This is a genomic window from Nocardia sp. NPDC059195 (genome assembly GCF_042754695.1).
GTDB lineage: Bacteria > Actinomycetota > Actinomycetes > Mycobacteriales > Mycobacteriaceae > Nocardia.
The window spans coordinates 75,281-100,154 of record NZ_JBHZBG010000027.1 but is presented as its reverse complement, the minus strand read 5'-3'; the positions used below and the strand labels follow the sequence as shown (position 1 = coordinate 100,154).

At 63.1% G+C, this 24,874-nt stretch carries 21 protein-coding genes; 14 read left to right on the top strand and 7 right to left on the bottom strand.

Going from position 1 to position 24,874, the window contains the following annotated elements:
- Positions 1-510 precede the first annotated feature (510 nt).
- From ACFXKN_RS27030 to ACFXKN_RS26995, 8 genes are all read left to right on the top strand, one after another.
- Positions 511-1,620, top strand: a complete 1,110-nt coding sequence (locus ACFXKN_RS27030; RefSeq protein ID WP_379434048.1) for a DNA cytosine methyltransferase — start codon at positions 511-513, stop codon at positions 1,618-1,620.
- 44 nt (positions 1,621-1,664) lie between these two features.
- Complete coding sequence (locus tag ACFXKN_RS27025; RefSeq protein ID WP_378964915.1) at positions 1,665-2,774, top strand: DNA cytosine methyltransferase; 1,110 nt, start codon at positions 1,665-1,667, stop codon at positions 2,772-2,774.
- Positions 2,775-2,937: 163 nt separating this feature from the next.
- Complete coding sequence (locus ACFXKN_RS27020) at positions 2,938-5,493, top strand: Z1 domain-containing protein (RefSeq protein WP_378964918.1); 2,556 nt, start codon at positions 2,938-2,940, stop codon at positions 5,491-5,493.
- Positions 5,493-6,509, top strand: coding sequence for a PD-(D/E)XK motif protein (locus ACFXKN_RS27015; protein ID WP_378964922.1), 1,017 nt, complete (start codon positions 5,493-5,495; stop codon positions 6,507-6,509). Before ACFXKN_RS27020 ends, ACFXKN_RS27015 begins: the two co-directional genes overlap by 1 nt.
- A complete protein-coding gene (locus ACFXKN_RS27010) occupies positions 6,506-8,494 on the top strand; it encodes a hypothetical protein (protein WP_378964926.1) in 1,989 nt (662 codons plus the stop codon). The genes ACFXKN_RS27015 and ACFXKN_RS27010 overlap by 4 nt, the downstream gene beginning before the upstream one ends.
- Before the next feature lie 62 nt (positions 8,495-8,556).
- Positions 8,557-9,390 (top strand): hypothetical protein, encoded by an 834-nt coding sequence (locus ACFXKN_RS27005; RefSeq protein ID WP_378964928.1) that lies wholly within the window; start codon positions 8,557-8,559, stop codon positions 9,388-9,390.
- Complete coding sequence (locus ACFXKN_RS27000) at positions 9,387-10,202, top strand: DUF6339 family protein (protein ID WP_378964932.1); 816 nt, start codon at positions 9,387-9,389, stop codon at positions 10,200-10,202. The genes ACFXKN_RS27005 and ACFXKN_RS27000 overlap by 4 nt, the downstream gene beginning before the upstream one ends.
- 268 nt (positions 10,203-10,470) lie before the next feature.
- On the top strand, positions 10,471-13,077 hold the full coding sequence (locus ACFXKN_RS26995; protein WP_378964938.1) for an ATP-binding protein: 2,607 nt from the start codon (positions 10,471-10,473) through the stop codon (positions 13,075-13,077).
- Here the strand turns inward: ACFXKN_RS26995 and ACFXKN_RS26990 are convergent.
- Together ACFXKN_RS26990 and ACFXKN_RS26985 are read right to left on the bottom strand one after the other, a co-directional pair.
- On the bottom strand, positions 13,050-13,475 hold the full coding sequence (locus ACFXKN_RS26990; RefSeq protein ID WP_379434047.1) for a phosphoribosyltransferase: 426 nt from the start codon (positions 13,473-13,475) through the stop codon (positions 13,050-13,052). The genes ACFXKN_RS26995 and ACFXKN_RS26990 overlap by 28 nt on opposite strands.
- Positions 13,476-14,476: 1,001 nt before the next feature.
- The gene (locus tag ACFXKN_RS26985) at positions 14,477-14,782 is read right to left on the bottom strand and encodes a hypothetical protein (RefSeq protein WP_378964949.1); all 306 of its coding nucleotides are present in this window, start codon (positions 14,780-14,782) and stop codon (positions 14,477-14,479) included.
- Between the two features lie 374 nt (positions 14,783-15,156).
- On the opposite strand from ACFXKN_RS26985, the gene ACFXKN_RS26980 reads away from it, so the two are divergent.
- Entirely contained in the window at positions 15,157-15,690 is a 534-nt protein-coding gene (locus ACFXKN_RS26980) for a hypothetical protein (RefSeq protein ID WP_378964952.1), read from the top strand.
- A 230-nt stretch (positions 15,691-15,920) separates the two neighbouring features.
- On the top strand, positions 15,921-16,181 hold the full coding sequence (locus ACFXKN_RS26975; protein ID WP_378964954.1) for a hypothetical protein: 261 nt from the start codon (positions 15,921-15,923) through the stop codon (positions 16,179-16,181).
- A gap of 57 nt (positions 16,182-16,238) precedes the next feature.
- On the opposite strand, the gene ACFXKN_RS26970 is transcribed toward ACFXKN_RS26975, so the two are convergent.
- The 3 genes from ACFXKN_RS26970 to ACFXKN_RS26960 form a co-directional block, all read right to left on the bottom strand.
- Positions 16,239-16,757 carry a hemerythrin domain-containing protein gene (locus tag ACFXKN_RS26970; RefSeq protein ID WP_378964958.1) on the bottom strand — a complete coding sequence of 173 codons (519 nt, stop codon included), beginning with the start codon at positions 16,755-16,757 and terminating at the stop codon, positions 16,239-16,241.
- A 291-nt stretch (positions 16,758-17,048) separates the two neighbouring features.
- On the bottom strand, positions 17,049-17,696 hold the full coding sequence (locus ACFXKN_RS26965; protein ID WP_378964963.1) for a hypothetical protein: 648 nt from the start codon (positions 17,694-17,696) through the stop codon (positions 17,049-17,051).
- A 130-nt stretch (positions 17,697-17,826) separates the two neighbouring features.
- Positions 17,827-19,122, bottom strand: a complete 1,296-nt coding sequence (locus ACFXKN_RS26960) for a hypothetical protein (protein WP_378964967.1) — start codon at positions 19,120-19,122, stop codon at positions 17,827-17,829.
- Between the two features lie 170 nt (positions 19,123-19,292).
- On the opposite strand from ACFXKN_RS26960, the gene ACFXKN_RS26955 reads away from it, so the two are divergent.
- Positions 19,293-19,496, top strand: a complete 204-nt coding sequence (locus ACFXKN_RS26955) for a cold-shock protein (protein ID WP_378927543.1) — start codon at positions 19,293-19,295, stop codon at positions 19,494-19,496.
- Here the strand turns inward: ACFXKN_RS26955 and ACFXKN_RS26950 are convergent.
- A complete protein-coding gene (locus ACFXKN_RS26950) occupies positions 19,493-20,275 on the bottom strand; it encodes an MHYT domain-containing protein (protein WP_378964978.1) in 783 nt (260 codons plus the stop codon). The two genes, ACFXKN_RS26955 and ACFXKN_RS26950, sit on opposite strands and share 4 nt — an antisense overlap.
- Positions 20,276-20,690: 415 nt before the next feature.
- Here ACFXKN_RS26950 and ACFXKN_RS26945 point away from each other — a divergent pair, with 415 nt between their 5' ends.
- Positions 20,691-20,894 (top strand): cold-shock protein, encoded by a 204-nt coding sequence (locus ACFXKN_RS26945; protein WP_056812000.1) that lies wholly within the window; start codon positions 20,691-20,693, stop codon positions 20,892-20,894.
- Between the two features lie 76 nt (positions 20,895-20,970).
- Here the strand turns inward: ACFXKN_RS26945 and ACFXKN_RS26940 are convergent, their stop codons facing one another.
- Positions 20,971-21,774 carry a DNA polymerase beta superfamily protein gene (locus ACFXKN_RS26940; RefSeq protein ID WP_379434046.1) on the bottom strand — a complete coding sequence of 268 codons (804 nt, stop codon included), beginning with the start codon at positions 21,772-21,774 and terminating at the stop codon, positions 20,971-20,973.
- A gap of 136 nt (positions 21,775-21,910) precedes the next feature.
- Here ACFXKN_RS26940 and serA point away from each other — a divergent pair, with 136 nt between their 5' ends.
- Complete coding sequence (gene serA / locus ACFXKN_RS26935) at positions 21,911-23,509, top strand: phosphoglycerate dehydrogenase (protein WP_378964993.1); 1,599 nt, start codon at positions 21,911-21,913, stop codon at positions 23,507-23,509.
- Positions 23,510-23,828: 319 nt separating this feature from the next.
- Positions 23,829-24,836, top strand: coding sequence for a 3-isopropylmalate dehydrogenase (locus ACFXKN_RS26930; protein WP_379434045.1), 1,008 nt, complete (start codon positions 23,829-23,831; stop codon positions 24,834-24,836).
- Positions 24,837-24,874: the final 38 nt, after the last annotated feature.

The following is a 24,874-nucleotide window of genomic DNA, read 5'->3' as shown; positions in this document are numbered from 1 at the left end:
CGGCGAGTTGTTCGATCCAGCCAAGGCTTTCGCGATTCCCGTCCGTTTCACGCCAGAACCGGTCGCCGCTTGACTCTTAGCGATATCGGAGGTCTGACGGGCGACGACTGCGCGAGTAAGGCGCATCACCCGCACAACTCGCCCGGGCGCACAGCGGCAAGGGGGGAGGTTGGCGGAGACGCCAGAATCATCGGTAGGCTTCCTGCCTACGGCGGTGAGTCTGCTGATACCAGATTCTCGCCCAGGGCCTCGGCGGTGTTCGTAGCACCACCGGGGCCTGACTTGTGCGCCGACCGTACCATAGCCGTCGGCTATCCAAGAAACGTCGTCAAATCCTCAGACCACCGATCCTGGTCCGACACAGCCCTTTTCCACCCTTTGGGCGGCGGCCATGGCACATCCCACCCAGTCAACACGGCCTGCGTGAACCCGCCCTTCGGCGTCTGGTTGGCGATCAGCTCATCCGGAGAGACATACCGCGTCGGCACCCATTCGGTCACGGCGTCAAGTATGCCCAGGACGCCGGCATGGCCTGACTTCGAGCGGTATTCTTGGTCGAGTTGCAGTCATTATGACGGCGAGGGGGCGGCGATGGCGGGTGAACCAGATCGCGGTACGCACAGTTTGCTGCGGACGAATCGCCTTACCTCGGTGGAGTTTTGCGCAGGTGCCGGTGGACTTGCGCTCGGGCTGGAACAAGCCGGGTTCGATCCTGTGCTTCTGCTGGATAACCGCGACGTGGCGTGCGAAACCCTACGAGCAAACCGTCCTGGCTGGAATGTGCTGGATAAGGACCTACTCCAATTCGAGCCCAGATTCGATCTGCCGGGACACCGTGAAATCGACGTTATTGCCGCGGGACTTCCGCGGGTGAAGTCGGCGGCAACAGCGTCGAGACCCAGGGGTAGCGGCTGGGAGTTGGAACTCTTCGAGACAACTGCGCGGCTGACGGTGGAGTTGCGACCGCGTGCCCTGCTGATCGAGAACGTCCCCGACCTGCTGAAACGCGATGAGTACGAGTCGAGTCGAACCCGCGTCGCCAAGAATCTCGAGGACGCCGGATACGAGTGCTGTTGGTGGTTGGTCGATGCTTGCGATTTCGGTGTCCCGCAGCACCGCGAGTACGCCGTGATGGTTGCCCTCCGCGACGGCGGGACCGGCGACTTCGCCGAGAATCTGCATCCCATCCCGCCCGCGCCCGGTCTGACAGTCGGAGCGGTCCTCCGTGGATCGATGAGTGCCCGTGGGTGGCCGCAAGCTACGGAGTGGGCCGCGCAGGCAGGCGGGATATCGCCGACGATCGTCGGCGGTTCGTGGGATCGCGGCGGGGGCGACCTGGGCCCACAGGGTTCAGTTCGTGCATGGGCGAAGTTCGGCGTGAATGGACGCGCGCTTGCCGATGACGTGCCATCGGCCGATTTTGTGTGGGACCCGTCGCAGGGAACCGACCACATGCTGAAGCTCACCGTCGATCAGGTTGCCGCGCTCCAGGGATTCCCGCCGTACTGGACTTTCGAGGGTCGAAAGACAGCCAGGTATCGCCAGGTCGGTAACGCAACCCCGCCGCCGTTCGCGCATGCGCTCGGCATCGCTTTGAGGTCCACCCTGTCAGCTCGCTAACGGCCGGTATCGCGTACCCGTCGCGCCGGCTAAGATCTCGAGTCATGCCCACCGACCAACGCGAGCCGACGCTGCCACGCCGAGCGGACATGGTCGACCTTTTCGCCGGGCCGGGTGGCCTGGACGTAGCGGCGCGTTGGTTGGGTCTTGATGTCTACGGATTCGAGTGGGACCGCAATGCCTGCGCGACCAGGGGCGCCGCCGGCTTGAACGATCGCCCCCACGATGTGCGTCACTTCGGCCCGCAGGACGTGCCGGGAGCGTGGATTCTCGCGGGCGGGCCGCCTTGCCAGACCTTCACTGTTGCGGGTTCCGGAGCAGGTCGCAAAGCGTTGGATGAAGTCTTGACCTTCGTCGACCGCATGGGCGCAGGCGACAACGTGTCCGAGGATCTTGCCGGTCTCGAGGACGAGCGAACGGGCCTAGTTCTGGAGCCACTGCGGTGGGCGCTCGAAGCGAACCGTCGCGGAGACCCGTACAAAGTTATTGTGCTGGAGCAGGTTCCGGCCGTTCTGCCCATCTGGAGGCGGATGGGCAAGGTGCTCGAGGGCATCGGCTATCGAGTCACCGCCGACGTCCTTCGCACCGAACAGTTCGGCGTCCCGCAAACGCGAAGGCGCGCCATCCTTATCGCAAGGCTCCGAGTCGAACCCGAACTTCCGACTGTGACTCATCGTCCCTACCGCAAGGGAGTCGACCGAGCGCATGGCGAGGCGAAGCATCTGCCCTGGGAGACGATGGGCACGGCCCTGAGCCGTGGCTACGATTTTCAGGTCATCTCCAACTATGGCACCGGTGGAGACCCGAAGCTGCGTGGACGCCGCAATTCGCGGGAACCCTCGGCAACGATCACGGGGAAGGTCTCGCGAAACCAGATCGTCGACAACACCGGCTTCCCCTGCCCACGGTTCAGCCTGGCTGAGGCAGGACGGCTGCAAACTTTCCCGCTCGACTATCCCTGGTCGGGTAGCGATATCTCGCAACAGATCGGCAATGCGATCCCGCCTGTCTTGGCGCTCCATGTGCTGTCGGCCGCGTTGGGGAGTCAGGTGAGCCACGAGGAAGCGGCGAAGGTCGTCGACCGCCCGTGGGTCGACACCCGTGACTCGGCCCCGCTCGATCACCTGCAGCGGATGGGCCTGCTGTTCAGCTGACGGTGTAGCGAACCACCGTTGCCCACCGATAGCCCACATCGACCGGGTAACAACTATCGCACTCACTTCCAACTGGTCGGAACGAGCCGATACTGTTACCCACAACACGGGGGAGCGAAACCTCCCATCGTCGACCGAGGGTTAGCGCAGGTGGGAGCTTCCGATGAGTGATCTGATCGATGGGCAGTACGACGTGTTCAAGTCGTTCTTGGACAAGGACACCCCGGTCGAGGCGATCAAGAAGCTCCGGCTGTTTGCTTCCGAAGACGTGATCAAGCGGATCATGGAGCGCTACGACGAGGACATGGTTCGGATCAAGGAGATGCGCGAGCCGCACTCGGTGGTCATCGACAACTACGAAACCTGGTATGCGGGACCGCATCCGGATGACAAGCTGTGGCCTGCGATCGAGGACGATCTAATCAAGCAGGGGTGGCCGAGAGATCCGGCCATCGACAGCCTGGACGACTCGTCGACACGGATCGTGTCGTTGCTCCAGCATCCTCGGAAGAACGAGTTCTCCACTCGGGGGTTGGTGGTCGGCTACGTGCAGTCCGGCAAGACCACCAACTTCACCGCGGTGATGGCGAAGGCCGCCGACCGCGGCTACAAGCTGTTCATCGTGTTGGCCGGCATCCACAACGGCCTGCGCCGTCAGACCCAGGCGCGACTCATTCAGCAGCTGGTGGAACCGAACCCGACGCTGTGGACGCAGATCACCGACCTCGATCGCGATTTCTCGCCGACTGCCAACCCGGCCAGCTTCTTCGGGAAGTCGAACAAGACCCATGTGCTGTGCGTGGTCAAGAAGAACGCCACTGTGCTGCGCAAGCTGGTCAAGTGGCTGGGCGACGCCTCGGAGTACCTGGCGGACTGTCCCGCGTTGATCATCGATGATGAGGCCGACCAGGCGACCGTGGCGACCAAATCGATCAACCCCCTGATCCGCCAAATCCTCAACACGCTGCCCAAATCGGCCTATGTCGGGTACACAGCCTCGCCGTTTGCGAATCTGCTCATCGATCCATCCGCAGACGATCTCTACCCCGAGCATTTCATCGTGAACCTGCCCAAGCCATACGGGCACTTCGGCACCGAGGTGCTGTTCGGTCGCTACGCCCTCGACGGCGAAGATCCGACAGAAGTCGACGATGGCTACGACATGATCCGCACTGTTCCCGACGACGACGTTGCGCTCGTTCGCCCTAAGACCAAGGCAGATGCAGAGGACTTCTATCCGTCGATTACCGACACACTGCGCCAGGCGGTCCTGTACTTCTGGCTGACAACCGCCGCCCGAAGAGTTCGCGGAGGTGGAAATCCCCACTCCACCATGCTGATTCACACCAGCGTGCGGACTGCCGTGCACAACAGTTTCCGAGACCCGCTGATGCTGCTCCGCGCCAAGGTCGGGAACAACTTGTCGGACTCCGTCCTGCGCCGCGAACTCCGCGAGCTGTGGGAGGAGGAGACGTCGAAGGTTTCGGCGACCGAGTTCGATGAGAAGCCGGTCTCCTTCGATGAGCTTGCATCGGAACTGCCTGGGGTCCTGCGTGATTGCCGCATCGTGATGGATAACTCCGAGAGTACCGACCGCCTCGACTACGGGAACGGCCCGATTGTCGCTATTGCGGTCGGCGGCAACACCTTGTCCCGAGGCCTCACCCTGGAAGGTCTCTCGGTCAGCTACTTCGTTCGAGCGGTCTCCACCTACGACACGCTGCTGCAGATGGGTCGTTGGTTCGGCTACCGGACCGGATACGCGGATCTGCCGCGAATCTGGATGACCGAGGAACTCGAGGATTGGTTCCGGCACCTCGCGACGGTCGAGACCGAGATGCGCCGTGACATAGACGTTTACATGACTGAAGGCAAAACTCCGATGACATTCGCGGTGAGACTGCGGACGCATCCTTCGCTCCGGGTGACTGCCGCCGCGAAGATGAAGGACGCGGTGTCGGCGCTGTCGTCCTACGGCGGGCAACGAGTCCAGACCCGATACTTCCGCATGGAATCCGAATGGCTGCTGCGCAATCAGTCGGCTGCACAGGTGCTCGTGAACGCGGCGCTCGGGGTCAGCCGAGCCGAAGGTAACGGCGCTGACGGTCGCTACCTGATTCGCGGTGTGCAGAGTGAGCATGTCCTGGACTTCCTGCGCGACTACCAGTTTCACGAGAAGTCAACGGAGTGCGACGCGAGGTTGATGGCGGGATACATCGAGAAGCGCATCCGAAACGCGGGCACATTGCGCCGCTGGAACGTAGCGATTGTCGGCAAACCAGCTGTGGCGGAACAGGATCTGTTCGACTTCGCGCCCGGAGTCAGTGTAGGTCGTATCGTTCGTTCGCAGTTCGCGTCTGGCATCGACCACGCGGATATCAAGACGTTGATGAGTCGTCGGGATGCCGGGCTGGATCTCGACGGGATCACTTCTGCCACAACAGAAGGCGATATCGCCAAAGCCCGTAAGGCTCAGCAGCCGGATGCAGGCCTACTGGTGCTGTACCCGATCGATAAGGTATCGGAACCCGAGCCGTCCAAGGCGAAGCGTGAATCGCTGAACGCACCAGAGCATGTGATCGGCGTCGGTCTCGTGTTTCCTTCGCCGGCCAACGACGACAGCACCGTTGCTTGGGAATCCGACTACATTTCCGCTGATCTGTCCGGCGTCGAGATCGAGGAGGAGGACTTCAGCCTCCTCGACTCCGAGGACATCTGATGCTGAACGATCTGAAGAAGGTTCTCGACGATCAGTGGCGGCGGCTGGAACGGCGCCCGAGCGTCGAAGCATCCGTCGTCACCGTGTCCGACCTTCCGGTCCCGACTGCGAATGGGGTGTTGGCCGCAGGCCTGGACAGCGAAGGAAACCGCCATCTGCTCGTTCCGATCGGTGCGCACCAGATCGTGCGAAAAGGTCTCAACGGCCCGGTTCTGCGGCTGAGCAAGCGGACGTTGGAACAGGATGGGCGAGTGCAGGACTACGCGGCTCTAGCATGCCTTCGTCGGGATTTGAACGACATCTTCGCGACCGTGTGCGCCGATATTCTCGTCGCTACGGAGGAGTCGCCGGAGAACCCGGTGAAGGTTCTGCACCGCATCCTCGACCGCTGGCGTGCACTGTTTCTCAACCCGGGGCCACCGCTGGGGACGCAGCAGCTCGCCGGTCTATTCGGCGAGCTGGTCGTGTTGGAGCTCCTCCTCGAACACGACAGCGGCGCAATTCGGTTGTGGAAGGGACCGTCTGGTCACCGGCACGATTTCGCCACCGATGCGGGCGCACTCGAGGTGAAGACATCGACGAATCCGGACGGTCGAGCGGTGCGTATCCACGGACTCGACCAGCTGGAGCCACCGCTCGACGGCGTGCTCGGGTTGGTGTGGTTGCGGCTGGAAACCGATGTTCAGGGCGGCATCGGGTTCCTCGAACTGATCAAACGCGTGCTCGACCTCACTGACGACGAGAGCGAGATCCTGACGCGTCTGGCTGCCGTCGGCTATCGCTCCGCCGACAATGATCACTACGCGCATTCGCGGTACTCGATCAACGAACACCGTTGGTACAACGTCGATGTCGCCTTTCCGAGGCTCACAACCGTCGACCTGGCGGCCGCGTCGATCTCCACCAACGTCCGCAACGTCGACTACACGATCGACCTGTCCGGCGAATCACCCGCGCCGATGGAAGCCAATGATGTCGAGAGGCATATCAAAGCGATGCTCGAGGAATCCCGATGACGGCACCTGCCTGGGTCTCCCAACCATTTCCGCCTGAGGGTGCGAGCGCCGCAGAAGGCATCAGGAACCAGTTGGGGAAGCCCGAGTTGGACCATCTAACGATCCTGGTCCGTGAATCGGCCCAGAACAGTTGGGATGCTCGCCAGGCAGAAGGAATCCCCGTCGACTATCGCATCGACCTGCAGACCGTCAGTGCGGCCGACGCTCCGGCATGGCGCGACAATCTCCTACGCAAGGCACCGGCGAAGCAGCGGCTCCCACTTCGAGATGCATTGCAACAACCAACAATTCGTGTGCTGTCGATTTCCGACCGGGGTACTCGCGGGCTCGGCGGCCCGACTCGGGCCGATGCAGTCACCGACCAAGGCCGTGATTTCGTGGCATTCCTGCGCAATATCGGCGAACCTCGCGACCGGGCGTTGGGTGGTGGCACATACGGGTTCGGCAAAGGCATTCTCTACCTCGCATCGGGATCAGGCACCATCCTGGTCCATACCCGCTGTCAGTACCAGGGGAGATACGAGACTCGGCTGATGGCCGCAGCTCTGTGGAAGAGCTACGACGCCAAGGAAGAAGAACGTCGCTACACCGGTCGACACTGGTGGGGCGACGCCTCGGGCGACGTCATCGAGCCATTGGTGGGCGCTGAAGCCGATGCGATGGCGCGCAAGCTGGGTCTTCGGCCATTCGGAGCGACCGAAACCGGAACGACGATATCGATCCTCGATCCGAATCTCGACGGAAGTGAACCATCCGATATCGCGCGGTACTTGGCGGAGACGATTGTCTACCAGCTGTGGCCGAAGATGCTCCCCGACAGCAATGGTGTTCCACCGATGCGCTTCTCGGTGACTTGCGACGGCATCGAGTACCCCGTGCCCGATCCGGCCCGAATGAAGACGCTGAAACTGTTCGTTCAGGCCTACCGGAAGATGGTCGGCAGCGGTGCCGAGGAGCTCTACTGCAGGCGACCCAAGAAGCTGCTCGGGCGCTTCGGATTACATCAGTCGGTTGCGCTCCGATTCGAACCCAGCGACGCCGAACATATGGCCGGCTTCGAGACGGGCATGGTGCATCATGTGTGCCTGATGCGTCCGGCCGAGCTCGTGGTCACCTATTGGCCAGGGCCCAAACCGGCCAGCGAAATCTCAGCTTACGCAGGCGTTTTCCGTGCGGACAAAGAACTCGACGAAGCGTATGCGAAGGCGGAGCCGCCGACACATGACAATTGGAACTATCAGACGCTCGACCTACCTGAATACTCGTTCGTGAAAATGACATTCACACGAATGAAGGAAGAGATCGATAAGGTCATCGGGCCCCGCGGAAGCAGCGGAGTCGAGGTCGCGCAGGTGTCGCTCGGCGCGGCAAGTGACCGGTTGTCTCCGCTCGTCGGTGGTGCCTGGGGCATTGGCGCGGCCACCGATTACGGCAGGCCCGGCGATACCGCGCCGCCGCCTAGACCCGCGCCGAAGCGGCGACCGAGTGGCAGGCGAAACGACCCCGCTGAGTCCGACGATCTCGAAACCTCGGATGCCTTCGAGGCCGGCGGCTCGGGCGGCATTGCCTCCTCGGGCGGCGGTGCCCACGGAGGTCACGAGAGCGGCCAACCGACGGAGCAGACCACGCGGCAGGCACCTGCCCGTCGCCGCCGCCCCAAGATCGAATATGTCGGTGACCCCGAGCCGGACGAACTCTGGGGACACGGCGTTGTCATGCAGCGGTTCAAACTGCCGGTGGCGGTGCCCCAGCGGGTCAGTGCCGATGTTGCCGTTGCGTTGAACAGCGAAGGTGGGCTCGAAATGGACCCGCCCACCGGTGCCGAGATGCCGGGCCTTGTGGGATGGCAGGACCCGCACGGCGAGGTCCACACGACACCCACGTACGTCATCGAAGGTGGCGACGGCGGTGTGTGGAGGGCAGTCGTCAAACCGGCGCCGGACACGATGACCGATATAGTCCTGTACACCGAGGCGGTCGCCTGATGGCCAATCGTGTTCTGCCGTACAAGAAGCCGACTGCCGGCGTAATTCGGGCGGGGGAGTGGTTGCTGACGATCGGCGACGCGGAGATGCCGTTGCCGGAACACCTCCCACACTGGGACTACCAGACGAACTTGGCGCTGCGAAGAGTCGTACGAATCGACCTCGAGCGAGCACTGGCTGAGTCGACGCTCGCGCCCGGCACCGAGTTGGCATTGGCCGCGGTGTGGACATCCACCGGATCCAAGCTGCGCGGAACGGTGTCACGGGCAATTGTCCCCGCTAACGGTGAGGTCGAGCTGCGGGCCGATCTCGTGGGAGCAGATCTGGGTGGTGTCCTGATGCTCGACACCGCGTTGGTACTGGCTCGTCGCAGACATGGCACGGGTCGGCCCGTCGCGCCTCGCCGCGGAGGGTCCGTACTGTGGAGCGATCGCACCCAAATCCGTCTGCAGGGCGATGCTCCCCAATTCCCTATCGCCATTGTCGATTTCGAGAAAACCAACTACCCGGGTGATGCCGCCTGGCACCTCGAGATCGGCACAGACCTCGACGTCGCCACGATGGGGTCACTGCTGCTGCTCGTCAACGAGAAGAAGGCGCTGATCGCAGAAGCATTGCAGCGGGCGGGAAGTCCGCGCCTGCAAGACAAGATGGCGCTTTCGATGCTGTACGCGGACGTGGCTCGAACCATGGTCGACCACGCGCTACGCATCAGTGAATTCGACGACGACGCAACATATATCGACGAGACGCTGGGAGCCACGCTGCAGGAGCTGTTCGGCCGCCTGTTTCCTGGCCGATCCATCACCGACATCCGGCTCGCTGCGCAAGAATCCCCGAACCTCTTTGCCTCGCAATTGCAGGCAGCGGTAAAGATTTTCGAGGGGGTCGCATGACACTCCTCTATCCGCGACTCCTTCGTCACCGCGCCAAACCCCTTGCCGCGGAATACAAGGAACTCGGTCCGATCGAGTTGAACAGTCGTTGGTCGCTTGCCGACAGCTCCGCGGTGTTCGTCGCGACCGGCGGCACCCGGATCGAGCAGGCTAAGCTCCAGCTCCTGCGCGACATCGTCGTCGACTTGGCCAAGGATTCCGGGTTTCCGGAACCACCGGATACCAAGCAGAAGAACAGCTTCGACCTGCGGCTAGCCGTGGCGCTACACAGCGAGATGCGAATTTCGCCCGCCGAGGCGGCCTCCGGCGACGTCTGGGCGTTTCTTGCGCTGATCGTTCTCCCCGATGTCGCGCACTGGCGCTACCCCAAACCCCCTGGCGATCGAGTGCTCGGGTCCGACCTCACGCGCCACGTCCTCGGACGCATGTGGTGGCGAGCCCAACTCGTATACGCCCCCGCCGACTCTGACCCATACACCGCGCTCCACGTGCTCGGCGAAGCGGCATTCGACCAGATCTACGCCCGGCGCGCCGCCCTCGGCGGCAGCCCTCACCTGATCCAATCGATCCTGCGAACCTGGAAACAGATGAACTTCGCCGGCCCCGATCTCACCGAACGCGATGTCCTTCGAGACTTCCTCAAACGACTCCTACGCTTGGCACCGTTCGTCGTCTTCGAGGCGTTGGATAGTCGAGCGTTGGACGAGGAGTTGCTCGAAATCGCGAAGGAAACGGTGGTCGGCTACCTGTCAGAAGTGGGTCGGGTACCGGCGAACGAGGTGGAATCCAGGACGGCACAGGTCTTCGTTTGACTAGAGCCACGGCACCGCTAACCACCTGTACCAAATCTGTGAGGCTTCTATGAGTGACATTTGGACGGTGCTTTCACGGGCCGCCTCCCGTACGACGCCCGCGTGACTCAACGTGTCAAAATGAACCCTCTACGGGATTTATGGCCGTAGCGACCCACGATGCTGATCACGCCAGTGTTGCCGTGGATTGAACGATGAGTCTTCGTGACGTACTGGGCTGACTTGGTGGTCGTATGGCATACCGGCCCAGCGGGTGCAGAGGTCGAGCATGGCGCTGCATCTCGGCACGATCAGATTCGAATCCAGCAGTCCCGCAACAGCATTAACCGCCAAGATGGGGCACGCGAGGTCGAATGTTGATAGCGTGATGGCATCGGCTGACCGATTGTTAGACCGCGCCGCAGCCATCCGGCCGCGCGTAGTGAGGATGATGGTGGGGTTTCGCATGAAGCTACCGGGTTCTAGACTGCCTCCGGGCGGACGGCCTCACGCCAAGGGGCTTCGCTTGTTCGCGATCGCTCTTTTCTGCGGTGTGGGCGCGTACCTGTCGTTGTTCGCCGGGTCCGCTGGGCTTTCTTCGGAGGCACGCATTGTCGTCGGCGTTGCCGCGGCTCTGGTAGTCGGGTATCTGACTTCGGTCCAGGTGGTATTGGCCCTCGACGCACGGACTGGACGGCCATCGTCATCCGAGGAGCGGACACCCAACCAGTTGCCGAGGGATTTGCTCGACTTTACAGGCAGGAATCAGGAAGCGCGTGTCCTGGCGCGTGCGCTTATTCGAGCACCAAAGAGCCGCAATGCGGTGCTAATCACGGCGATCTCGGGGCGCGGTGGTGTAGGGAAGACCGTGCTTGCAGTTCATGTCGCGCATATGGTGGCGGACGCTTTTCCTGACGGTCAGATTTACATAAACCTTAGAGGTCCAGAAGCAGAGGCGCTTGATCCATATGAGGTATTGGGTTCGCTGCTACGTGAGCTGGGCGTAAGCCAGGATGCGGTGCCGATCTCGCTCGATGACCGATCGCGTTTGATGCGTACGATCCTGGGGCGACGCCGCATTCTCATGCTGCTGGATAATGCCCAATCAGAGGCTCAGGTTCAGCCATTGCTTCCAGGCGAGTCGACGAGCGTAGTTCTTATTACCAGCCGTGTACGCCTTGCGGCACTCGATGGAATCACCAGAGTTCGTTTGGATGTGATGGCGGCGGACGAGGCTATCGAGTTTCTGCGAGAGATTTTGGGTCGTGACCGTATCGATCGAGAAATAGACACGGCGAAGAAATTGGTCGAGCTGGCCGCATATCTACCACTTGCAATAAGAATACTCGGGGCTCGATTGGCAGCAGACCCGCGCCGGCCGATCGAAGATCTAGTGCAGCGACTCCTCGAACAGCAGGCGCTGCTACCCTCGCTTGTTAATGGTCAGCGGGCCGTCCGTGCGACACTGGAGATCAGCTACGTTGCGCTTTCACCACAGGCGCGGCTGCTATTCGCCTCGCTCGGAGCGCTTAGCATCAAAGCGTTTCCGGACTGGATTTTCGATCTGCTTGACAATCGCGAGACGCCGATAACCCGTACGGGCCACGACGAGCTTTCGGAAGAGGAAATGATTGAGTCGCTAGGCCCCGACCAGCTCGGGAACAATCGCTTCGGCTACCACGATATACTCCGTGAGTTTTCCGAGGAGAAGCTTGCTGGGCTACCTGATTGCGAAGCGGTAACTGTCGCGACACTCCACGCGGTCGGCGGATCGTACGCGGCAACAGCGCGCGCTGCTGACGTTTGGATTCGCAGAAGTGCGCCGCGCCACAATATTTTTCCGGTACTACAACTACCCCAAGATATGCAGTCACCAGCGGTCCCCCTTGCTTCTTATGCCCGAGCAATTTTATGGTGCGAAACGGAACTAAGGAGCTCGATCGCCCTCGCGAGTCAAATGCTGATTGACGAATGTCTACAGCACGTGACTATCTTGGCCTACTCGCTCAGTTCCTTTTGCGAGCAACATTCATACTGGCGAGAATGGGAGTCACTTGCTAAGTGTGGTTTGTCCGCCGCGATCGGACTCAATGATGGTCCTGCCCGATGTCTATTCCTTTTCCAGCTCGGTCGAGTTCACCATCTCCTCGGTGAGTGGAGCGATGCAATTTCCGAATTCGAACAATCTCTTCAGTTCGCCGAGCAGCACGGACTCCGGTCGCTGGAGGCAGCATCTCTCTGTGCAATTGGGAAAGTTTATCAACTCGGTGATATCGATGCTGCAATCCCGTTGTTCGAACAGGCACGTGCTATCTATCTCGAGGTAGGGGACGATCATGCGTGGGGATATGTAACCGCGAATCTCGCCGACATTTATCACCAGAAGTCTGATTATGATCGGTCGCTGCTTGAGTTCGACCTGGCTCTGCCGATTTTCAGGCACCACGGTGATGATTGGTGGGAGGCGAATGCTGGCGTCTGGATCGGCGACGTATATCGAGGGCTCGGCGAGTATCAAACGGCCGTTGAGCGGCTAAAGAGCAGCTTAGCAACCATGCAGAGCCTCGGCGATGAACGTCGGGGAGCAGTCGCGCGCGTTCACCTAGCCCGCACTTACGCGGACTCAGGGGATGGGCGGCGCGCGATGAGTGCGCTGGGAGCGGCAGTGCCCGTGCTCGAGCGGACTGCAGACCGCTGGTGGAGCGCGATGGCGATGATCGAGATGGGCAAGGCGCAAGTGCTCCTGCGAAACCCTGCCGAGGCATTGCGGTCGTGGAACGCTGCGCTGCCGGTCATCCAAGAACGAGCCAATCCGATCGTGCTGGAAGACCTCACTATTCGGATGGATGCAGCAAGGGCGGCCCTGGGTCACTCCCACGGGAATTGGGGGAGCTGACTTCGCTCCTCGACGACGAAATCCAAGCTGGGAACAGAGGTAGGTTGCCGATAGTACGCTGCGGTTTTCAAGACTGAGACTTGAGCAGCGATCACTGTGGCTGCGTACATCAGGCTCCTGCCGGTCTCTATCGCGTCTTCGACAAGTAGAACCTTGTCAGATGGGCGTAGGCCGCCGGCTGGCGCGTAGATTTCGGGTGTGATCCGCGAAGCGTCAGCGTAGCGGACTCCGATGCTGCCTAGACGTCTTACCTTCAACTTGGAGGCGAGTAACCTCGCAGGTACGAACCCGCCGCGAGACACCGCTACTATGTGATCGATCTCGATATTGGTTGCGTCTACTGCGTCAGCCAATGCTTTGGTGAGTACCTCAACGTCGTTCCATGTGAGTCGTTGCATGGCGTTATCCTTTTGTTTCGGATGGGTTGAGTCGCAGGATACTTCAGCGCCGTTGATCTCGTCTCGCGGGGTCATCCGTGCCGCTCCGTCGAATTGTGGGGGGGATCGGTCTCAGGTATCCAACTCTCAGCGACCGAGCAATAGTTGTCAGAGTGTGGATCTCGCTGCAGCGCGTCCAAATGTTCGTGGTCGATCTCCCCGCGAGAGCTCAGTTCAGACCAGGCCTTGTGGGTGGACATGGTATGCGGGATTCGCGATCCGACAGTGCCTAGACAGGTGTAACACCTGTCTATCGGATTGGGTCGTTCGAGAAATTCCGCAAGCCTGCTCCTGAGCGTTGCGCTAGGCTCGATTGGGCAAGATACGCCATGCGGCTGGCCAATTGATATCGGCGTCGATGGGGGGCATAGGTACACGTGCCCGTCTTGGACAACGTGACAACTCTTCGAATGAGCCATCTGGCAGGTCTGGAACACTTGGCGTGCCTCGGTATTGCCTAGTCGTAGCGACGGTCGGCTTGCTCGAAAGGATATGAACCGTTCGACTAGCAATTTGGTGCCGGCAGCCGAACACTCGGTGGCGACCCGATTGAGCGTCGAATCTGAAACGACCGCCCGCGGATACACTGAAACCAGTAGTTCGTCGATATTGTGAAGCCAGTTATTGTTTACCTTGTCGAGTCGGGTGCCATTGGTATATAAACGAAGAATCGAATTCGGCATCGCCGACCTGATCGCCGCTGTCAACGCATGCAACTCTGGATGAAGCAACGGCTCCCCTCCGACGATTCGCACATACGTTGGCGCCACAACGTTGGCAAGCGCTGACAAGTCTCGGCTGACCACCGCGATGTCAGCAGAGCTGACCGCGGCCTCTGGACTTGAGTGGCTGCAACTTACGCACGACAGATTGCAATGCGTTACAGCGTTGACTTCTAGCGCCATCAAGTGCAACACAACAGATCCTCCTTATGACCGCGCGAGCGGCTGTGAGCGCCAATGTTATTGCATCAGCTCCGCCGATGCCGGAAAGCTGGCGTCACGAACAACTTTGGGGTTTCGGGCGAATATTGTGGACACCGCCGGACCTTGAGAGGATTGTTCCGCGGTGATGTTGATCATGAGCTTGCTGGTCCTGTCGAGTTGATAGTCGGTGACTCGTAGGGTTGTCTTCGCCGCGCTGGTCGCAGTGTCGGATTCGCCAACCCCGGACTGATCGACGACAACGGATCGTCCAGGTCCAGGCCCGTCATCGGCGTGCGGGGCGCTGGAGCCGTGCACGGCGTCGTAGATCGCCTGATGCGACATCGTCTGGAACCACTCGGCGGTCTTGGCGTAATCCGGATAGGTGCCCGTACCCTGCCCGGACTACGCGGCTTCGATCGACTGCCAGCGCGACCGGACCCCGCGCAGCTGTCGACACACCACCCTGCAGAATTATGTCGCTCAGCGAAGTCATCGCCACCCCCTAATCGTGGTCCCGGGGAGTATACCGAGGTTCTCGCACCGGTCGGGTGGCTCTGCCGGAAATACAGGTCTGACCACGGCCCAACCTGCCGCCGCAAGATATTGTCATTCGATCCTGAAACGCCTCTTGATCTCTTTGGCGCGAGTGAGGGTGATTCGGTTCCATGGTTCGAGGAATCGCGTGTGCGCCCGGTGGGATACTGGGTTGGATCGTCGTGGATCTGGACAAGCGGGGATCCTACGACGAGACCGAGCTCTACGCCGCCAAGCTTTGGAGCGACAAATTGGACACGGATCTTTCGTTCTTCCGTTCGGAGACGGCTCAGCGGTTGCGTGCTCAGGGTGGTGAGCGGGCACGCGTTGAGGAAGCTGCACAAGCGGTGCTGACTGTATTGACCAGTCGTGGAATCGAACTCTCCGCAGCCCAGCGAAGACTGCTTGCCGAAACCGTCGACCTCGATCGGCTTCGTGCGTGGTTGTCGGACGCGGTCACGGCAACCCGAGCGTCCGAGCTCTTCGTGCGTGAGCCGGCCTGTGAAGAGGCCTTCGAGGAGGGTTGTGCGGAGGGGTACAAGCAAGGGATCGTCGAGGGAGCCGCGCATTCGGTGCGGATCGTAAGTACAGCACGGGGAATCGAGCTATCCGCCACCCAGCAAAAGCGGCTCGCCGATACCACTGACCTCGATCAGCTCAGCGCATGGCTCTTGCGGGCATTGAACGCGACCCAAGCGGGCGAGCTCTTCGACTGAGCGATTCCCCGCGCCGACCCACCGGCCGGGAGCGTGAACTCTTGTGAAAGAAAGAGCGGCCGTCGCGCGTCCTGCTCGATCGGGCTGGGCAGACACTCGAAATGGTCCGCTAGCTCCAGGATCGCGGTGCCGATGCCACGATTGCGAGACATGGTGAGACCGCGTTCTACGCTGAGCTCATCGAGCAAGGAATTTCACACACCGGCGCGGCCCACCTATGGAGGGACAAAATGGAAGCGGATCTGTCGTTCTTCCGGTCGGAATCTGCTCAGCGGCTGCGCGCGCAAGGGCGTGAAGAGGGGCTTGAAGCCGGGCGAGCGAAGGTACGTGAGGAAGCTGCACACGCTGTCCTGACTGTGCTTACCGGCCGGGGAATCGAGCTATCTGCCGCCCAACGGGTCGTGCTCGCTGAGAGTGTCGACCTCGATCAGCTCCGTGCATGGCTGATGCAGGCGGTGACCGCGACCCGCGCGGGAGAGCTCTTCGGTTGAGTTCCAGCCTGCCGTCTGGGTGTTGAACGGCAGGGTTGGTTTGCCAGAACTAATCGTCTACGAGATCACCAGGCGGAGTGGGCCGGGAATCGTGGCCAGTACCCTGCGGCGGCGTTCACCCTCCACATCCCGCAGTAGCCACGAGTAATAGGGCCGAAGTCCGCGGAGTCCGATGCGACGGCGCATCTCTCGGTCGAGTAACGACCATTCTCGATCGTTGATCAGTGGGAGTGTTTCTTGCTCTTCGTGCCGCAGGTGGTTGTGCAATAGCTCGGACAGTGCCACGAGTATTGGTCGCGCGGCGACCGGCCCCGCAGTATCGAAGGCCTGGTTCACCTGGGCAAGGAGCGGATCGATCCGGTCGTGTTCAGCGGCCATCGCCTCGACCAACCGCGCGTCCACGCCGCGGCGGCGCAGACTCGGCCAGAGTACGACGTCCTCCGCAGTGTGGTGGACGGATAGTTGGGTGCGAAACTGCGTCCAGCGTTCACGATCCGGGGCAGTGGCGAGCGCCCGGAGATCACGCCGGAATGCGTCATGTGCTGCGTACATCATGGCCAAATCGCGTTCAGACATCTGACTTACCTTTCGTCATGCGGGTGATCCGCCTCATGGACCAATTACATCCGCGCAAGATGAGCCAGGACATCGTTCATTCGCCCAAGTCCATACGTGAGCGTCTCAGGATCGCTGGAGTGCGCCCGCAGGGACCTCGGAGTCCACAGCGGGGAACTCCCGGCGGGGGACGGGGCGTGGGTTGCCCCAGAACGTGCTGCTGGGATCTAGCGGTGACCCGCAGGCAGGGGCTTGATCGTCCGCCGCGGTCGTGACGCCTTCGGTGGGTGTATCGGCAGGACTTCGGATGCTCTAGCCCTCGGTCTGGCGGACTTTGATGGCGTCGCGGGAGATGTACACGTCGTACTCGCCGGGGGTGGCTATGACGGCATTGCCATAAGCGGAGCGGATGAAAGGGGATGTATACCAGCGGTTTTCGTTCATGTCTTCGAAGAAGTCGCGGTCGCCGCCGTTGAGGAAGGTGTGGTCTTGGGTGGGGGATTTGCCGTCGAGGCGCTGGCCGAACAGGCGGCTGATCTTGTAGCCGGAGTGGAAGCCGAGGGCGTTGACCCAGGGTTCGAGTTCGACGATGTTGGACTGTAGGGCAAACAGGTCGCCCTCGACGCGATGGGTTGTCGGCTGGCCCGCGGTTCCGTCTTCGTCGAATTGGGTGAGGACGATGTCGAGTTGGTGTTCTTGGCCCGCAACGGGTTTGGCGACTACGTGCGCGGCTTTGATTTCGCCGGTGAGGCCGAGGTAGGTCTGCAGGAGGGTGGCGATCCAGAGTAGGAGGACCGCGACCAGGAGCAGGGCCGCGCCGGGGACCGCGCGGCCGAGCACGGCCTTGGGTCCGCGGCGGCGGGTGGCGGCCAGTGCGGCCATGACCAGGAGGGCGACGGCGAGGGCGATCATGGCCAGGAGACCGACCTGGGCGAACCCGAAGGACACCGGGAAACTCATGATGTGGGTATACCCCGAAAACATCTGCGGCAGGCGCTGTCTCGAAGTTCCAGGGCGGGGAATTCGATCAGGAGGGGTGACCGTCGAGAAGTATCGGGGCCGGCGTTTTCGGAATAGGGGTGGGAATCGACTAGGGGCTGACGATCTTCGGCGGTGCGGCGCGGAGGCGCATCAGGGTCGCGACGGCAATCGTGCAGCCGAGGGCGACGACTATCGCGACCAGGCCGGGGCCAACGCCGCGATCCACGTCCGCGGTGCGGTACCAGGATGACGAATAGGCGAGGTGTCCGAAACTGCTGTCGCTCAAGGCGACTCCGATCGAGGGCACGAACAGGGTCGCCAGGCCGACGGTCCCGGACGTAGGGCTCTGCGGAACCGAAGTGCCGAGGCAGTACCCGGCGACCGCGCCGAGGGCGAGGCAGCCGAGGGCGGCGGCGAGCGTGGCGTGTGGGGCGAAGACATCGACGGCGAGAACGAAGCAGGCCAGGGCGAGCACGCTCGCCGCGGCCACCACCGGACGTGGTGTGCGCATGCCGATCAGTAGGCCGGCGGCGGTGGCAGCGAGGGTGGCGAGGTCGATCCAGCCCGAGCGCGGCAGCGTGATGACGAGACTGCCCGCGACGGAGAAACTGCTCATCAGCAGGACCAGAATGCCGTCGCGTCCCGGCAGGATCAGCGCGGCGGCGATCGCGGCCGCGATGGCGACGATCGAGGCGACGATCAGATAGGGGGCGCTGGTCTTGTGGGATGCCACGGCGAGCGCGGTGAGGATGGTTGTCGTGAAGGCGACAACGGCGGCGAACACCGGCGCCAGCGGGATGGCGGTTTCGATGGTCGAGCGCGGCGGGACCGCGGTGGTGAGCGCGAAGTAGGCGAGTGCGAGCACGGTGGCCCCGATGAACCAGAGGGGCAGTGCGCCGCCGAGTGCGCCGCTGAAACCGTCGGAGTTCGGGTCGGTGGGGGACTGGGTCAGGTCGCCGAGAATGGTGCCGCCGAGCGCGCCGAACAGGTAGACGGTTCGCAGCAGCCGTTCGTTCCAGACCGCCACCGCCAGCGCCCCGACGACAATGCCCGCGAGCAGAGCGTCGATGAAGTTCAAGGTGGGCAGCGACAGACTGTCGAGGTGACCGTCGGTGCTGTCCGGGATGAAGGCCAGATGGTTCGCCAAGATGCCGACCAGGGCGAGTAGCGCGGTCCAGCGGGCCGTTCGCACGCTGCCGATGGCCACGGTGACGGCGGCGGTGATCACCGCCATGAACGCGGCACCGGTCATCGCCCGCGGAACGTTGAACACCAGCAGGTCGACATGCAGCGACGCGGCCAACGAGGCGAAACTGATCGGCAGCATGATCGCGAGCGCCGCAACCGAGGTGGCGACGAAGATCGTGACGGTTTCGGCCGTGCAGCGAACGGTCGAAGGCTGCACCGAATCCCCGTTCTCGCGGCTGACCGGGTCCGGGCGGACCGTGTCCGGAGCATAGCCATTTCGTCGCAGCCCGATCGGCTCCTCGAACCGAATGCCGTTCGTGTCGCGGGCACCGGCGTGCGACGATTGACGAATCAGGCTGGTGGGCACAGGAGTCGGAAGGTCGGTTGATGCCAAGCGGGGTCGTGACCTGGTTCGACAGCGGCAAGGGTTTCGGATTCATCACCCCCGACGCCGGTGGACCCGACGTGTTCGTGGAGTACACCGCGCTGATCGGCGAGGGATTCCGCACGCTGCGCGACGGTCAGCGCGTGGAATACACCGTCACCGAGACTCGGCGCGGACCCGAAGCACACGATGTGCAGGCGGGTTAGTTCTGCCCGCTCGGCCAGAAGCGGCTCGCGTTCTGATTGTGGACCGGGCGGGTGAGGTTGGGGTCCTCGGCTTCGGTGATGCCGACCTGCATCAGCAGGATCATGGTCACCATGCTGATGCCGATGATCAGCGGAGTGAGCAGCTGGGCGGCGGTGGCGCCGCTGGCATGGGCAACGTGGGCGCTGGTGTGCGCGCTCATCGAGAACATGCCGACGTAGTGCATGCCGGTGACGGCCACGCCCATCAGCAGGGCAGCGCCCATGGTGGCGACGATTCCGTGGATGTGCAGGGCGAACCACAGCGCCGCGATCGAGGCGACCACCGCGATGGCGAGCGACGCGGCGACCACGACGGGGTCGTAGATGATCTCGGCGTCGGTTTTCATCGCGTACATGCCCGCGTAGTGCATGGCACCGACGCCGAGCCCGGTGATCGTGCCGCCGACCGGTAACGCGGCGCTGTCCCAGCTGCGGCGCACCACGATGGACAATCCGAGCCACACCACACCCATGGCGACAGCGGCGCTGAACAAGGTGACGGGAACGTTGTAGCGGATGGTCACGCCGCGTACCGAAAAACCGAGCATCGCGATGAAATGCATGACCCAGATACCGGTGCCACCGAGTGCGATCGCGGCCGCGGTGAGCCAGCCGCCGTGCATGCCCGAAGCGCGCGAGCGAACCATGCAACGCAGCGCCAGCATCGACCCGATGACCGACATGGCATAGGCCAGCAGGGGGGTCACCCAGCCGTAAGTGAAATGGTTGATATCCAGCACCGTCTGCTCCTAGCGTGATTTCCGGCGAGGCGTGCGATCCCTCACGAACTCGGAAAATACGCTGGTAGGGAATTTGCCGTACTAGGTTTCTCGAAAATGTATAGGGTTGCTGACGATGGCACGTCACTATTGCGTAGAGTTCTCGATGGTGAAGCGTGCCAGTCGGTTTGATGCGACTGTCCAGCTAATCCGGCATCCTTGGAGCAACTATCTCGGCATACGCTGAGCATCCACCCGATAGCGGGCTGCGTCACGTCCGTGGCAGCACCGGTCGGCAGGGCCCGGGGGTTGCCTTCCTCACAGTTCGCACACTTTGCACGGTGGGGTGTGGCCGAATTCGTCGGATCATGGCATGGTGGACACCGAGACCAGGACCGGACTATTAGGACCTAGCTCATCTACAGAAGGTTTTGAAATGGCACAGGGTGTTGTTAAGTGGTTCAACGGCGAAAAGGGCTTCGGCTTCATCGCCCAAGACGGAGGCGGCCCGGACGTCTTCGTTCACTACTCCGCCATCGGCGGCTCGGGCTTCAAGTCCCTCGAAGAGGGTCAGCGCGTGGAGTTCGAGGTTGGTCAGGGTCAGAAGGGCCCCCAGGCTCAGGACGTTCGCGCCATCTGATTCTGCGCTGACCAGCGTACGAATGTGAAGCTCCGCACCGGATGGTGCGGAGTTTCTGCTATCTCAGGGCTTTCTGCTATCTCAGCGCTTCGGCGCGGAAGAACTCGCCCGTGATCGCCATCGACGTGGTGAGATCGCGCGGCCCGCGGGAGTCGAATTCCGTGGTGGCCCGCTCGAATTCGGCGTCGATGAACGCCGTGATCAGCGCGGGCGGTGCGGCTGAGCCCATCTCTCTGGTCTTCGACTTGAGATCTGTCAGCTCGGTGATCGCCGACACCAGGTCGGACGGCAGCTCGCACTCGGCGAGCAGCGTCGGCAGGTGCATCGGCGCCACCGCGGCACCGGGGTGCTCACGCAACCAGCGCAGCGCCATCGCGGGTCGCAGCGCGTAGAACACCTTCTTCAAGCCGCCGTTGCGCTCGAACAGCGCCCACTGGCGCGCGCCCAGGTGCAGGTAGTGCCGGGCGATTCGGTCGCGGTCGGCTACCTCCGTGGCCACCTCGCGCAGTCGGGTACGAAACGCCTCGTCGCCGCGGTAGACGATCGGCGACATCAGCCATTCGACGAGCACCGCGTTGCCCGCCACCAGCAGGCGCAGCGCTTTCGCCAGATCCCACCCGTTCACGTCGAGCAGACCGATCAACGGTGTTTCGATCACATCGCGGGTGCGCCACGGGGACAGATAGGTATCCAGGCCTGCCACGTAGACGAAACGGCAGTCGTAGTCGGAGTCCGGCGAGGGGAAACCCCAAGCACGGCTGCCGCTTTCGATAGCCAGACGGATGGACACGTTGTGCTCGGCCGCCACCTTGTCGAGCTCTGCGTCGACGGCGGCCACCACAGCCGGGTCCATCGATTCGGGGACGGTGCGCAATGACATGTGGTGATGTTAGAGGCGTCGGTGCGCAGGGTTCACCCGGTTTTCGGGCAGGGGGGTAAGGGCAGCCGAAGTTCGGGCGACTATTCTGGTTCGCGGTAACTGCCGACCCCCCATTCTTCCCCAGGAGTACCCCACAGTGAGCCAAGCAGGCCGTCCTGTAGTTCTGATCGCCGACAAGCTCGCCCAGTCGACCGTCGACGCACTCGGTGACGGTGTCGAGGTTCGCTGGGTCGACGGACCCGACCGCCCGGCGCTGCTCGCCGCGGTCCCCGAGGCCGACGCGATTCTCGTGCGCTCCGCCACCACCGTCGACGCCGAGGTGCTCGACGCGGGCAAGAAGCTGCAGATCGTCGCCCGTGCCGGTGTCGGCCTCGACAATGTCGACGTGCCCGCCGCCACCGAGCGTGGCGTGATGGTCGTCAACGCGCCGACCTCCAACATCCACACCGCCGCCGAGCACGCTGTCACGCTGCTGCTCTCGGCCGCGCGGCAGATCCCGGCCGCCGACGCGACCCTGCGCGAGAAGACCTGGAAGCGCAGCAAGTTCAACGGTGTCGAGATCCTCGGTAAGACCGTCGGCGTCATCGGCCTCGGCCGGATCGGCCAGCTGTTCGCGCAGCGTCTCGCCGCCTTCGAGACCAAGATCGTCGCGTACGACCCCTACACCTCGCCCGCTCGCGCCGCCCAGCTCGGCATCGAGCTGCTGACCCTGGACGAGGTGCTCGAGCGCGCCGACTTCATCTCGATCCACCTGCCGAAGACGCCCGAGACCAAGGGCATGCTCAACGCCGAGACCCTGGCCAAGACCAAGCCGGGCGTCATCATCGTCAACGCCGCGCGCGGCGGCCTGATCGACGAGCAGGCGCTCGCCGACGCCATCAAGTCCGGCCACGTGCGTGCCGCCGGTCTGGACGTGTTCGAGACCGAGCCGTGCACCGACAGCCCGCTGTTCGACCTGCCCGAGGTCGTCGTGACCCCGCACCTGGGCGCCTCCACCTCGGAGGCCCAGGACCGCGCTGGCACCGATGTCGCCAAGTCGGTGCTGCTGGCGCTGGCCGGTGAGTTCGTGCCCGGCGCGGTGAACGTCACCGGCGGCGCGGTCAACGATGTCGTCGCCCCGTGGCTCGATGTCGTGCGCAAGCAGGGTGCCTTGCTCGGCGCTATCGCCAGCGAGCTGCCCGTCAGCGTCGAGGTGCAGGTGCGCGGTGAGCTCGCCTCGCAGGACGTCGCCGTGCTGGAGCTATCCGCGCTGCGCGGTGTGTTCTCGGCGCTGGTCGAGGACCAGGTCACCTTCGTCAACGCCCCGGCGCTGGCCAAGGAGCGTGGCATCACCGCCACCGTCACCACGGCCACCGAGAGCCCGAACCACCGCAGCGTGGTCGACCTGCGCGCCGTGTTCGGCGACGGTTCGACGCTGAACGTGGCGGGCACGCTGACCGAGCCGAACCTGGTCGAGAAGATCGTCAACATCAACGGCCGCAACTACGACATGCGCGCCGAGGGCCTGAACCTGGCCGTGCTGAACTACAGCGACAAGCCGGGCGCGCTCGGCAAGATCGGCACCAAGCTGGGCGAGGCGGAGATCGACATCCTGGCCGCGCAGCTGAGCCAGGACATCGACGCCGAAGGCGCCACCGTTGTGCTGCGCGTCAACGCCGAGGTCTCGGCCGAGGTGCAGACCGCGATCGCCGAGGCTGTTGGTGCGTCGAAGGTTGTGCTGGTCGATCTGGCTTAAAGACTCGAAGCGCCCAGCGTCCCAGGCAGGTTTGACGCTGTGTTTATTGGCGCGCTGGCGCGCGCGTGTCCGCGGCCCCAAGGGGCCGCCGATCAGGGCTCGAGACTAGAGCCTTCGGCTCAGCGCTTTCGAGCCCTGATCGGCGACCCGGCCGCGGACCGGCCACTTCGTGGCCGCCGCTCCCTATGGGTCGCGGGTGCGGGGTTGGGAGTGCGGTCATGGCGGAGTGGGGTTTGACGGTGTGGCCGGCTGAGTGTGGGTCATGGCGGACTCGTTGCGTGGCGGTGGCGGCACGCTTTCCTTTGAACGGAGTTAGTTGATGAAGCTCGCAGTAATCGCCGGTGACGGCATCGGTCCCGAGGTCATCGCCGAGGCGCTCAAGGTGCTCGACGTGGTGTTGCCCGGTGTGCAGAAGACCGAGTACGACCTGGGCGCCGCGCGCTACCACCGCACCGGGGAGATCCTGCCGGAGTCGGTGCTGCCCGAGCTCAAGCAGCACGACGCGATTCTGCTCGGCGCGATCGGCGATCCGTCGGTGCCCAGCGGTGTGCTCGAGCGTGGGCTGCTGCTCAAGACCCGTTTCGCGCTGGATCACCACGTGAACCTGCGTCCGTCGAAGCTGCACGCCGGCGTCACCAGCCCGCTCGCGGGCAACCCGGATATCGACTTCGTGGTGGTGCGTGAGGGCACCGAGGGCCCCTACACCGGCACCGGCGGCGCGATCCGCGTCGGCACGCCGCACGAGGTGGCGACCGAGGTCTCCAACAACACCCGCTTCGGCATCGAACGCGTGGTGCGCTACGCCTTCGCCACCGCGCAGGCCCGCCGCAAGCACCTCACCCTGGTGCACAAGAACAATGTGCTCGCCTTCGCCGGCTCGCTGTGGCAGCGCACCGTCGACGAGGTCGCCGTCGAGTTCCCCGAGGTGACCACGGCATACCAGCACATCGACGCCGCCACCATCCACATGGTGACCGACCCGGGCCGCTTCGACGTGATCGTCACCGACAACCTGTTCGGCGACATCATCACCGACCTCGCCGCCGCCGTCAGTGGTGGCATCGGCCTGGCCGCCTCGGGCAACATCGACGCCTCGGGCGTCAACCCGTCGATGTTCGAGCCGGTCCACGGCAGTGCCCCCGACATCGCGGGCCAGTCCAAGGCCGACCCGACCGCCGCTATTCTCTCGGTCTCGCTGCTGCTCAACCACCTGGGCAACACCGAGGGCGCGGCCCGCATCGAATCCGCGGTGGCCAAGGACCTGGCCTCGCGCACCGGCACCGCCTCCACCGTGGAGGTCGGCGACCGCATCGCGGCCATCGTCTGATCCCCTCGCACGCGAAAGGCTCGCTCCGGCTGAATGCT

Excerpts from the sequence above, each read along its gene's own strand:
- ACFXKN_RS26975 (WP_378964954.1), top strand. The coding sequence starts at position 15,921 with ATGGAAGCGGATCTGTCGTTCTTCCGGTCGGAATCTGCTCAGCGGCTG.
- ACFXKN_RS26940 (WP_379434046.1), bottom strand. The coding sequence starts at position 21,774 with ATGTCATTGCGCACCGTCCCCGAATCGATGGACCCGGCTGTGGTGGCC.
- ACFXKN_RS26990 (WP_379434047.1), bottom strand. The coding sequence starts at position 13,475 with ATGCAACGACTCACATGGAACGACGTTGAGGTACTCACCAAAGCATTG.
- ACFXKN_RS27000 (WP_378964932.1), top strand. The coding sequence starts at position 9,387 with ATGACACTCCTCTATCCGCGACTCCTTCGTCACCGCGCCAAACCCCTT.
- ACFXKN_RS26930 (WP_379434045.1), top strand. The coding sequence starts at position 23,829 with ATGAAGCTCGCAGTAATCGCCGGTGACGGCATCGGTCCCGAGGTCATC.
- ACFXKN_RS26985 (WP_378964949.1), bottom strand. The coding sequence starts at position 14,782 with ATGTCGCATCAGGCGATCTACGACGCCGTGCACGGCTCCAGCGCCCCG.
- ACFXKN_RS26970 (WP_378964958.1), bottom strand. The coding sequence starts at position 16,757 with ATGTCTGAACGCGATTTGGCCATGATGTACGCAGCACATGACGCATTC.
- ACFXKN_RS27015 (WP_378964922.1), top strand. The coding sequence starts at position 5,493 with ATGCTGAACGATCTGAAGAAGGTTCTCGACGATCAGTGGCGGCGGCTG.
- ACFXKN_RS27020 (WP_378964918.1), top strand. The coding sequence starts at position 2,938 with ATGAGTGATCTGATCGATGGGCAGTACGACGTGTTCAAGTCGTTCTTG.
- ACFXKN_RS26955 (WP_378927543.1), top strand. The coding sequence starts at position 19,293 with ATGCCAAGCGGGGTCGTGACCTGGTTCGACAGCGGCAAGGGTTTCGGA.
- ACFXKN_RS26965 (WP_378964963.1), bottom strand. The coding sequence starts at position 17,696 with ATGAGTTTCCCGGTGTCCTTCGGGTTCGCCCAGGTCGGTCTCCTGGCC.
- ACFXKN_RS27025 (WP_378964915.1), top strand. The coding sequence starts at position 1,665 with ATGCCCACCGACCAACGCGAGCCGACGCTGCCACGCCGAGCGGACATG.
- ACFXKN_RS26995 (WP_378964938.1), top strand. The coding sequence starts at position 10,471 with ATGGCGCTGCATCTCGGCACGATCAGATTCGAATCCAGCAGTCCCGCA.
- ACFXKN_RS26945 (WP_056812000.1), top strand. The coding sequence starts at position 20,691 with ATGGCACAGGGTGTTGTTAAGTGGTTCAACGGCGAAAAGGGCTTCGGC.
- ACFXKN_RS27030 (WP_379434048.1), top strand. The coding sequence starts at position 511 with ATGCCCAGGACGCCGGCATGGCCTGACTTCGAGCGGTATTCTTGGTCG.
- ACFXKN_RS27010 (WP_378964926.1), top strand. The coding sequence starts at position 6,506 with ATGACGGCACCTGCCTGGGTCTCCCAACCATTTCCGCCTGAGGGTGCG.